This window comes from Pseudomonas edaphica, assembly GCF_005863185.1.
GTDB classification, from domain to species: domain Bacteria; phylum Pseudomonadota; class Gammaproteobacteria; order Pseudomonadales; family Pseudomonadaceae; genus Aquipseudomonas; species Aquipseudomonas edaphica.
The window spans coordinates 1-10,299 of the sequence record NZ_VBVZ01000186.1 but is presented as its reverse complement, the minus strand read 5'-3'; the positions used below and the strand labels follow the sequence as shown (position 1 = coordinate 10,299).

The following is a 10,299-nucleotide window of genomic DNA, read 5'->3' as shown; positions in this document are numbered from 1 at the left end:
CGGCACATACACGCCACCGGCTTTCATCACTGCGACGAACGCCACCATGATTTCCGCACTGCGCGGCATGGCAATCGCCACCCGCACTTCCGGGCCGACGCCACGAGCGATCAGCGCATGGGCCAGGCGGTTGGCCTGGCGGTCCAGCTCGTCATAAGTCAGGGTTTGTGCATCGAACTTGACCGCCACCGCATCCGGGGTTTCCCGGGCGCGATCGGCGAACAGTTCGTGTACCAGGCGCTCGGCCGGGAAACCGGCGTCGGCCTGGTTCCACAGCTGCAGGATGTGCTGTTGCTCATCCTGGCTGAGCAGGTTCAACTGGCTGATGGGCTGCTGCTGGTCGGCAACCATCGCTTGCAACAGGTTGTGCCAGTGACGGGCCATGCGTTCAATGGTCGAGGCTTCGAACAGGTCGGTCGCATAGCTCAGGGACGCACTCAACTGGTCACGGGACTCCTCGATGTCCAGGGTAAGGTCGAAATGCGCAGCCGTTTCATCCCAGCTCACCGGGCTCATGTCCAACTGCGCCAGGCGCTGTAAATGCTCGCTGGCCTGACTGATGTGATGGTTGAACGCCACTTGGAACAACGGGCTCAAACTCAGGCTGCGCTCAGGTTGCAGGGCCTCGACCAGTTGCTCGAACGGCAGGTCCTGATGGGCCTGGGCTTCCAGCGCGCGCTGCTTGACCTGCTGCAGCAACTGGGCAACGGTGGTTTGCGCGTCGATCTCGGCCTTGAGCACCTGGGTGTTGACGAAGAAGCCGATCAGCCGTTCGGTTTCTACGCGGTTGCGGTTGGCGATTGGCACGCCGACACGGATGTCCCGCTGGCCGCTGTAGCGATGCAACAGCGCGTGGTAGGAGGCCAGCAACAGCATGAACAGCGTCACACCTTCGCGCTGGGCCAACGATTTGAGGCCATCGAGCAACGGGGCCGGCAGCGCAATATACAGACGTGCGCCGCGATGGGACGGTACCGCAGGGCGCTGGTGATCAAAGGGCAACTCCAGCACCGGTTGCTCGCCGCCGAGTAGTTCACGCCAGTAGTCGAGCTGGCGCGCCTTTTCACCGGCTTCCATCCAGTCGCGCTGCCATTTTGCGTAGTCGGCGTACTGGATCGGCATCGCCGGCAATTGCAGGGCCTGGCCTTGGCTGTAGGCCGCGTACAACTGCACCAGTTCGTCGACCAACACTTGCATCGACCAGCCGTCGGAGATGATGTGATGTTGCACCAGGACCAGCACATGCTCGTCTTCAGCCAGGCGCAAGAGGCTCACACGCATCAGCGGCCCCTGGCGCAGATCGAACGGTTGCGCCACCAGCGCTTGCACCCTGGATTTGAGCTGCGCTTGGTCGGTGAGTGCGAATGCGAGTTCGATCCGCGCCTGTGGGCTGACCACTTGCACCGTGCGGTCGGTTTCTTGCTGAAAATGCGTGCGCAGGCTGTCGTGACGCGCCACCAGGGTATCGAAGGCACGTTGCAGGGCAACGCAGTCCAGCGGACCTTTCAGGCGCAGCGCACTCGGCACGTGATAGGCCGAACTGTGCGGGTCCAGTTGCCAGAGGAACCACTGCCGTTCCTGGGCATAGGACAGCAACAATGGCTGATCGCGATCCGCCGCCACCATCGCCGGCGCCGACGCGCTGACCGCGGCCAGACTGTTAACCCCCGCCAGATTGTTAACAAAGTCGCCCAACACGGGCTGTTCAAACAGCGCCCGCAGTGCAACTTCGATGCCCAGGCCATGACGCAACCGGGACACCACCTGAGTTGCGAGCAACGAATGCCCGCCCATCTCGAAGAAGTGATCGTTGAGCCCTACCCGTTCGGCGCCCAGCACCTGGGCCCAGATAGCCGCGACGCGTTGCTCGGTCTCGGTGACCGGTGCAACCCAATCGACCAGGGCTTGGCTGATATCCGGCTTGGGCAGCGCGGCACGGTCGAGCTTGCCGTTGGGGCTCAGCGGCAGGCGCTCCAGCACCAGCAGATGCGCCGGCACCATGTAGTCCGGCAGCTCTTGGCGCAACGCGGCCTTGAGCTGCGTGCGCAACTGGGCCTGCTCGGTGTCGGACAATGACTGGCTGGCCACGATATAGCCGACCAACTGGTTGTCCGCCGCGATCACCAGCGCCTCGCGCACACTGGCCTGGACCAGCAGGCGCGCTTCGATTTCACCCAACTCGATACGGAAACCTCGCACCTTGACCTGATGGTCGATTCGCCCCACGTACTCGATCATCCCATCGGCGCGATAGCGCGCCAGGTCACCGGTGCGGTACAAACGGCCGACGCCGTCAGCACAGAAAGGATCGGGAATGAAGCGGTGGGCCGTCAGGTCCGCACGCTTGAAATAACCCCGCGCCAGCAGCGGCCCGCCGATCACCAACTCGCCGGCGACACCTACCGGCACCGGGTTGAGGTTGGCATCCAGCAGGTAAATGGCACGGCCATCCAGCACGCGGCCAATCGGCATCATCGACGGCAAGGCTTCACGGCCCTCGACATACGCGGCGCAGTCCAGGGCAGTGGCGGTCACGGTGGCTTCGGTAGGCCCGTAGGTATTGAGCAGCCGCACATGCTGCAAGCCTGCTGCGCGCCAGGCATTCAGCCCTTCAGGCGGCATGGCTTCGCCGCCAATGTGCAGTTGGCGCAGGCGCCCATAATCACGTGGGCCGAGGTCTGCAAAGTCGCGCACCAGAGACAGCCAATAGGCCGTGGTCAGGTCGACCACGGAAATATCGTGTTCAATCAGTTGCTGGTAGAAGGTGTCGCTGTCCCACAGTTCGCCACCGCGTACCACCACCGCCGCACCGCAGCACAGCGCCGGGTAGAGCTGCTCGACAAAACCGTCGAAGTTGAAGGTGCCAAATTGCAGCACGCGGTCATGGGCCTGCAGCGCAAACAGTTCGGTGAACACCTCCACATGCCGGGCCAGGGACGCCAGGTCGATGCCCACGCCTTTTGGCCTGCCGGTCGAGCCGGAAGTGAACATCACGTAGGCCAGGTTGGCCGGCTGCGCCCTCGACACGGGGTTTTCAGCACTGTAATCGGCCAACCAGTCTGCGCCGGACTCCAGGCACACAAGCGTCAGGTTCGCGCTGATCGGCAGATGCGCCACCAACGGCTGCTGAGTCAGCAGTAATTGCAGACCGCTGTCCTCGATCATGCATTGCAGGCGTTCGGCCGGGTATTTCGGGTCCAGCGGCACATAAGCGCCACCGGACTTGAGCACCGCCAGCAAGCCAACGATCATTTCCAGGGAACGGTCCACCGCCACGCCCACCAGGGTGTCGGCGCTGACGCCCAACGCGATCAGACGATGGGCCAGGCGATTGGCGCGCAGGTTGAGGTCGGCGTAGGTCATACGCTGCTGGTCCAGGATCAGCGCGATGTTTTGCGGGTGCCGCGCGGCTTGTTGTTGGAAGCGCTGCAATACGCTTGCCTTGGCCGTTTGAGCAACACTGCGCGGGTTCCAGTCTTGCAGCACGCGGGTGTATTCAGGGTCCAACAGCAAGGGGATGGCGCCCACGGCTTGCTCCGGCGCCTGAATAAATTGCTGCAGCAAGCCCTGCAAGTAGGTGCCGATGTGCTGCACAGTGTCGGTGTCGAACTGCGCACGCAGGTATTCCAGGTGCAGGCTCAGGCGCTCGCCGCCGTGCACGGTCAGTGTCAACGGGTAGTTGGTGCGCTCCTGATGACTGACGCCACTGAAACGCAAACCGCCCTCGCCCGACTGTTCCAGCGTCTTGGCCACCGGGAAGTTTTCGAACACCACCAGCGTGTCGAATAATGCCTCACCGGCCGAACCGGCCCAGCGCTGGATATCAAACAGCGGCGTGTGTTCATGCTCGCGCATTTCCAGGTTCAGTGCCTGTACGCATCGCACCCAATCGCTGACGCTTTGCGCAGGGCTGGCGGCGGCAATCAGCGGCAAGGTGTTGATGAACAGGCCGACTTGCTGCTCGACATCCGCCAATTGCGCCGGGCGCCCGGAAACCGTCACCCCACAGGCGACGCTGGACTGGCCGGTGTAGCGTTGCAGCAGCAACAGCCACGCCGATTGCACCAGGGTATTGAGGGTCACTTGGTGTGCACGGGCGAAGACCGCCAGGCGCTGCGTCTGGATAGCATCCCACTCACAAAGCACTTCACCGTATTCACCCGCACTCTGCGCTGGGCTCTTGGCCACACTGCGCGCCAGGTGCGTCGGCTCGTCCAACTGCGCCAGGCGCTGGCGCCAAAAGGCCTCGCCCAACGCCGGATCCTGCTGCTGCAACCAGGCGATGTGCTGGGAAAACCCCGCGCCCACCGGCGCCAGTGCCTGGCCCTTGCAGGCCTGCAGCACTTCATTGAGCACCAGTGCGTTACTCCAGCCATCCATCAGGATGTGATGGCTGGTGTAGATCAAGTGCCAGCAGTCTTCAGCCGTACGTACCAACGCTACTCGCAGCAACGGCGGACGCGCCAGCTCGAAGCCCTCGCGATGGTGCTCGGCAGCCAGGCTGTCCAGGGCGGCGGGAAGTTCCTGACGCCCACGCCAGTCGAATTCGGTAAACGGCAAGCTGACCTGTCGATACACCACTTGCAGGGCCTGGCCCTGGTCGTCCTGCCAGACAAACCCGGTGCGCAACATGTCATGCCGTGCCAGCACTTGCGCCCAGGCACGCTGGAAGACTGCCACGTCCAGGCCGTGCACATCTGCACGCAGCTGGCTGACGTAAATGTCATCCTCGCCCTGTTGGTAGAGGCTGTGAAACAGCATGCCCTGTTGCATCGGCGACAGCGGGTACAGGTCCTGCACGTCCCTTGCCGGCAGTGCCAACTCGTCGAGCTGGGGCTGGGTCAATTGCGCCAGGGTCACGTCGGCCGGTGTCAGGCCGCCCTGTTTAGGGTCGACGCAATGCGCGATCAGTGCCAGCAGTTCCTGCTGGTAATCATCCGCCAGCTGCTGGACAGTCGCGACCTCGAACATTTCACGGCTGAACCCCCACTGCAGGGCCAATTCACCGCCGTACACCTGCCCTTCCACCGTCAGCCAGTTGGTCAGCGGCGCCTCCGGGTCTTGAGCCTGCCCACTGCCCTGGGTGGCGGGAACGAACAGCGCCGACTCGTTGAACTGGCGGTCGAACTGCCCCAGGTAGTTGAACGTGATGCGTGGCGCGGCCAAGTTCGAGAGGGCTTGACGGGCGTCAGGCGTGCCGAGGTAGCGCAGCTGGCCGTAGCCAATGCCTTTGTGCGGCACGGCGCGCAGTTGTTCTCCAGCGGCTGACCACGCGCGCCAGCGCGGTTAGCAGCAAGTCATTGACCTGGGTGCGGTAGGCCGCCGGGGCGTCTTGCAGCAGTTGACGGGTGTGTTCGGTGCTCAAGCGGATTTCGAGCTTGCTGCCCAGGCGATTCTGCAGGCCGCCCTGGGGGTTGTCGCAGGGCAGATCGGCGCTCGCGGTCTGGGCCTGCCAATACGGCAGTTGGTTATCCAGCGTCAGCGCATGGGCCTGCAACTGCTGCGCCCAGTCCTGGTAGGCACTGGTCTTGGCCGGCAACGCGGCGTTGCGGTAAGCCTGCTGCAGGTCTTCGAGCAGGATGCGCCACGACACGCCATCGACCACCAGGTGATGCACCACCAGCAGCAGGCGCTGGGCGCCGTCTGCCATCGAGACCAGTACCGCGCGCAGCAGCGGACCCTGTTCAAGGTTGAGGCTGCCGTGTGCCTTGTCGCAAAGTGCGGCCAGCTCAGCCTCGTCAGCGACTTGGGCCTGCCACACTGAAGCACTTGCAACCGGCTCGGCGTGGGCCTGCTGCCAACCGTCTGCCTGGCGCACAAAACGCAGGCGCAGGGCGTCATGGTGGTTAATCAATCGGGTCAAGGCCGCGTCAATGCGCGCGGGCTCCAGGGCTTCACGCGGGCCCAACAGCAGCGACTGGTTCCAATGCTGGCGCGCTGGGATCACCTGCTCGAAAAAGCTGTGTTGCACGGGCGTGAGGATCACCTCGCCGCTGACTGGCCCCTGATCGATAACCGCCGCCTGTTCAAAGCTCGCCACCAGCGCCAGGCTGCGCACGCTCTGGTACTGGAACAGGTCACGCGGGCTGAGGCGAATCCCCGCCTGACGGGCGCGGCTGACCACTTGGATGGAGATAATCGAATCGCCACCCAGCTCGAAGAAGTTGTCGTCCAGACCGACTTGCGCGGCGCCGAGCACATCACTCCAGATTGCCGCCAGGGCTTTTTGCAGGGCGTTTTCAGGCGCGATAAAGGCTTGCTGCGGCGCGGCATCCGGTAACGGCAGCGCCTTGCGGTCGAGCTTGCCGTTGGCAGTGACCGGCAGTTTGGCCAGGGTGACGAAGTGCGTGGGCACCATGTATTCCGGCAGGCTGCTGAGCAACCAGGCCTTGAGGTCGCTCGGCGCTTCACCCTCGTTAACCAGGTAGGCAACCAGCTGTTTGCCGCCCTGCACCAGCACCACCGCTTCGCGCACCTGCGGGTGTTGGATCAGGCGGGTTTCGATTTCGCCCAGCTCGATACGCAAGCCGCGCAGCTTGACCTGATGGTCGAGGCGGCCGAGGTACTCGATCACGCCATCGGCACGCTGGCGCACGCGGTCGCCGGTGCGATAGAGGCGCTCGCCGTCAACAAAAGCGCTCGGCACAAAGCGTTCGGCGGTCAAGCCCGGGCGGCGGTGATAGCTGCGCGCGAGGCCGACACCGCCCAGGTACAACTCGCCAGAGACACCGGCGGGCACCGGGTTGAGCTGGGCGTCGAGGACATAGGTGGCCAGGTTGGCAATCGGACGACCGATGGGCACGCTGTCGGCGCCTTCGTCGACGCATGTCCAGTGGGTGACGTCGATGGCGGCTTCGGTGGGGCCGTAGAGGTTGAACAAACCCGTCGCTGGCAGTTTGGCGAACACCTGCAACTGCGCGTCCAACGGCAAGGCTTCGCCGCTGCACACGATGCGTTTGAGGCTCGTACAAGCCTGCACGCCCGCCTCATGGATAAACGCCTGGAGCATCGACGGCACGAAGTGCAAGGTGGTAATGGCGTGACGGCCGATGGTCTGGATCAGTCGCGCCGGCTCGCGATGTTCGCCAGGAGCGGCGACCACCAGCCGAGCGCCGGTCATCAATGGCCAGAAAAATTCCCACACCGACACATCAAAGCTGAACGGGGTTTTCTGCAAGACCGCATCGCTGGCGTCCAGGCCGTAAGCCTGCTGCATCCAGCACAAGCGGTTGACCAGCGCGCGATGGCTGTTGCCGGCGCCCTTGGGTTTGCCGGTGGAACCGGAGGTGTAAATCACGTAGGCCAAGTTGAGCGCCTGGATGGCCACGGCCGGTGATTCGCGGCTATAGCCGTCAAGCCAACCCGGCGCCTGGTCCAGAACGATCACTTGCACGCCATTAATCGGCAACGAAGCCTGCAGGCTCTGCTGGCTGAGCAACAGCTTGATGCCGCTGTCTTCGATCATGTAGGCGAGGCGTTCCTGGGGGTATTCGGGGTCCAACGGCACATAGGCACCGCCGGCCTTGAGGATCGCCAACAGGCCCACCACCATCTCGACCGAGCGCTCCACACAGATACCCACCAGCACGTCAGGGCCGACGCCCTGCTCGCGCAAGGCATGGGCCAACTGGTTGGCGCGGGCGTCGAGCTGGGCATAGCTCAACGTGGTCGCACCAAACACCAGCGCCGGAGCATCCGGGGTGCGCTGTACCTGCTCTTCAATGAGCCGATGCACTCCTTGCGCGGTCGGGTACGCCTGGGCCGTCTGGTTCCATGCCTGGACCAGCACCTGCTGCTCATCGGCGGCCAGCATCGGCAACTCACCGATGCGGTGTTCGTCGCCGGAAACCATGGCCTGCAGCAGGCTGATCCAGTGCTGGGCCATGCGCGTTATGGAGGGCGCGTCAAACAGGTCGTTGGCGTAGGTCAACGCAGCCTGCAAGGTGCCGGACTTTTCATAGGTATCCAGGGTCAGGTCGAACTGGGTGGTACGGCCTTGCCACTCCACCAGCGCCAGTTCCAGGCCGGAGGCGGTGCTCACCGAGGCAATGTCCGCTACCACCGGCTGGTGGTTGTACATCACCTGAAACAGCGGCGTATGGCTCAGGCTGCGCTCGACCTTGAGGGCTTCCACCAGACGCTCGAACGGCAGCTCCTGATGGGCCTGGGCGCCGAGGGCGTGCTCCTTGATGCCCTGCAACAGTTCGGCGACACGGGTTTGCCCGGTTAACTCGGTACGCAGAACCTGAGTGTTGACGAAAAAACCGATCAGCCCTTCGACCTCACTGCGATTACGATTGGCGATCGGCACACCGACGCGGATATCGCCCTGCCCCGTGTAGCGATGCAACAACACGTTGAAAGCGCCCAGCAGCAACATGAACAGGGTGACGTTGTGCTTTTGCGCGCAACTACGCAGCTGCGCGGCGAGGCCTGAATCGATGGCGAAATTATGCCGGGTGCCCTGGTAGCTGGGCATGGCCGGACGCGGGCGATCGGTGGGCAGTTCCAGCACCGGATGCTCATCACCCAGACGTGCCTGCCAGTATTCAAGCTGGCGTGCCTGCTCCCCCGCTTCCAGCCAACGGCGCTGCCACAGGGCGTAGTCGCTGTACTGGATCGGCAGCGCCGGCAATTGCGGCGTCTCGTGGCGTTCGTGGGCGTCGTAGCAGCGAATGAACTCGTCGATCAGCACATTCATCGACCAGCCATCTGAGACGATGTGGTGCAGGGTCAGCAGCAGCACATGCTCTTGCGCATCGAGCTTGAGCAATTGCACGCGCAGCAGTGGGCCGTTTTCCAGATCGAACGGCAGCAGTGATTGACGGGTCGCCGCCTGATTGACGGCCTGCTCGCGTTCGTCAAAGCCCAGCGCACTGAAGTCCAGAGGCTCGACGGCAACCGACGGCTCGATGGCAACTTGCAGCAAACGATCGTCGGCCTGGCGCCGGAACACCGTGCGCAGGGTTTCATGACGTGCCACCAGGCTTGCGAATGCCTGCTCCAGTGCGCGCAGGCTGAGGGCGCCTTTTAACCGCACCGCGCCGGGTAGGTTATAGGCACCACTGGCCGGGTCCAGTTGCCACAGAAACCACATGCGCTGCTGCGCGTAGGACAGCGCCTGGCGATCCTCCACGTCCACGCCCGCCGGAATCGGAAACCGGGAAAAATCCACGCCTTCTTTCTGCAGGGCTTGCAGGAATACCTGGCGCTTTTCCAGGGGCAACCCGATAAACCGGCGAGCAAGTTTCAAGGAGTCTTCAGCATTCATTTCTTGGAGTCCGGAACAATAGGCAGGAAGCACAAAGGCACGTCGTCCCTATAAAACGAACCGGACAAGGAAAAATTAGCGGGGCGTAAGCGGCGTGAAGCGCGGTGTCATCAAGGGTTACATCAATCTCAGCCAAGGCTCGCAAACTCAGGCTAGCATTGACGAACACCACTTTTTGCAACTACATTTAGTTACACGCAGGGAGCGCCGTGTCCAAAAATGAAAAGCTGCTCGCCAAACTGCTCAATGAGCACATGGCATTTACCTGGCCTGAGCTGGTAACGCTGATGCGTCAGCTTGGCTACAGACAAATTGAAGGGGCTGGAAGCCGCGTCAAGTTCGACATCGGCGCCCCCAGTGCAATGATCACCTTGCACAGGCCTCACCCTGGCAACGAACTGAAACACTACATTCGGCGCCAGATCATCGAACAATTGAAATCAGGAGAACTGATTCAGTGGACAACCAACTGAAACACCAAGGCTACATCGGCTCTATCGAAGCCAGCCTCGAAGACAACTGCCTGTTCGGCAAGGTGCTGTTCATCAAGGCACTGCTGAGCTACGAAGGCAAAACCGTCGCCGAGCTGGACGCGGCGTTCCGTGAGGCCGTGGATGACTACCTCGTAACCTGCCAGGCGCTGGGGCAAACCCCGGAGAAACCTTGCAAGGGTTCATTCAACGTGCGAGTTGGGCATGACCTGCATTTGGCGGCGGCCCTGGCAGCGACCCGCAAGAAAGTGACGCTCAATGACCTGACGCGGCAGGCGCTGAATGAGTTTCTGCAACATCACTGCGTAGAACCACTCCCGGCGTTAGGCTGACGCCCCAACCGCCGATACCCAAACGCGGCCGAACCCAACACCACCGCCCCCGCCGCCAATGCCACCCAGAACCCGCTGGCAGCGCCAAAGTGGTCGATCATCCAACCGGAGCTGGCGGCACCAATGGCCACGCCGATGCTCAGGCCGGTGATCAGCCAGGTCATACCTTCAGTCAGGCGGCTGGGCGGCACCACCTGCTCCACCA

At 62.9% G+C, this 10,299-nt stretch carries 2 protein-coding genes and 2 pseudogenes; 2 read left to right on the top strand and 2 right to left on the bottom strand.

The genetic code is table 11. The annotated features are described in order from the left end of the window. Nucleotides 1-9,271: pseudogene (locus FEM54_RS14495) on the bottom strand (amino acid adenylation domain-containing protein); the annotation flags it as partial. 209 nt (nt 9,272-9,480) lie between these two features. Between FEM54_RS14495 and FEM54_RS14490 the strand changes: the two are divergent. Then, nucleotides 9,481-9,744, top strand: coding sequence for a type II toxin-antitoxin system HicA family toxin (locus FEM54_RS14490; protein WP_138451553.1), 264 nt, complete (start codon nt 9,481-9,483; stop codon nt 9,742-9,744). Next, a complete protein-coding gene (locus tag FEM54_RS14485; RefSeq protein WP_138451551.1) occupies nt 9,729-10,094 on the top strand; it encodes a type II toxin-antitoxin system HicB family antitoxin in 366 nt (121 codons plus the stop codon). The genes FEM54_RS14490 and FEM54_RS14485 overlap by 16 nt, the downstream gene beginning before the upstream one ends. On the opposite strand, the pseudogene FEM54_RS14480 reads toward FEM54_RS14485, so the two are convergent. Then, a pseudogene (locus FEM54_RS14480) lies at nt 10,061-10,299 on the bottom strand (MFS transporter); the annotation flags it as partial. The gene FEM54_RS14485 and the pseudogene FEM54_RS14480 overlap by 34 nt on opposite strands.